Consider the following 862-nt stretch of genomic DNA (forward strand, 5'->3'; position numbering starts at 1 on the left):
GACCGCCGCGCGGCGGCGGGCCGCGGGATCGGCGGTCGCGAGCCACGCCCATTCGGCGCCGACCGCGCAACCGGCCGCGATCCAGAACAGGCCGAACAGCGGACCGCCGGTCACGGCGACCGCGAGCGCCACCGCCGCCATCACCACGCCGGACAGAACCCGCAGCTTCAGTTCGGACGGACGTCTGTCGCCGGCGGCAGGTCCCGTCATGCGCCCGTCCGCTCCGCGCGCCCGCCAAAGCGGCGCTGGCGGGCGTTGTAGCTTTCGAGCGCGCTCTCGAAGGCCGCGCGGTCGAAGTCGGGCCAGTGGATCGGCAGGAACACGTATTCGGCGTAAGCCGACTGCCAGAGCAGGAAGTTCGAGACGCGCTGCTCGCCGCTGGTGCGGATCACGAGGTCCGGGTCCGGCAGGTCGGGCGCGTGCAGGTGGCGGGCCACCGTCTCCACGTCCACCGTCTCCGGGTCGAGCCGGCCGGCGGCCGCCTCCCGCGCGATGGCGCGCGCAGCGGCCGCGATCTCCTGCCGGCCGCCATAGTTGAACGCCACCACCAGCGTCAGCGCGGTGTTGGCGCGGGTGGTGGATTCGGCCTCCTCCAGCAGCGCGGCGATGTCCGACGGCAGGCCGGCGCGCTCGCCGATCACCGGCGAGGGCACGCCCGCCTTGCGCAGCTCCGCGAGATCGCGGCGCACGAACAGGCGCAGCAGGTTCATGAGGTCGCTGACTTCGTCCTGGGGCCGGGACCAGTTTTCGGACGAGAAGCTGTAGACGGTGAGGCAGCGCACGCCGAGATCGCCGGCGGCGCGGATGGCGCGGCGCAGCGCCTCGACGCCGCGGCGGCGGCCTTCCGCGCGCGGCAGGCCGC

At 74.4% G+C, this 862-nt stretch carries 1 protein-coding gene and 1 pseudogene; both read right to left on the reverse strand.

The window, feature by feature from the left end; translation table 11 throughout:
* Window positions 1–210: pseudogene (locus ACFQ4O_RS17895) on the reverse strand (phosphatidate cytidylyltransferase); the annotation flags it as partial.
* On the reverse strand, window positions 207–862 hold a 656-nt coding region (gene uppS / locus ACFQ4O_RS17900), incomplete at its 5' end, for a polyprenyl diphosphate synthase (protein WP_378777775.1). The pseudogene ACFQ4O_RS17895 and the gene uppS, both read right to left, overlap by 4 nt.

Source organism: Methylopila musalis (assembly GCF_042679725.1).
Taxonomy (GTDB): Bacteria; Pseudomonadota; Alphaproteobacteria; order Rhizobiales; family Methylopilaceae; genus Methylopila; species Methylopila musalis.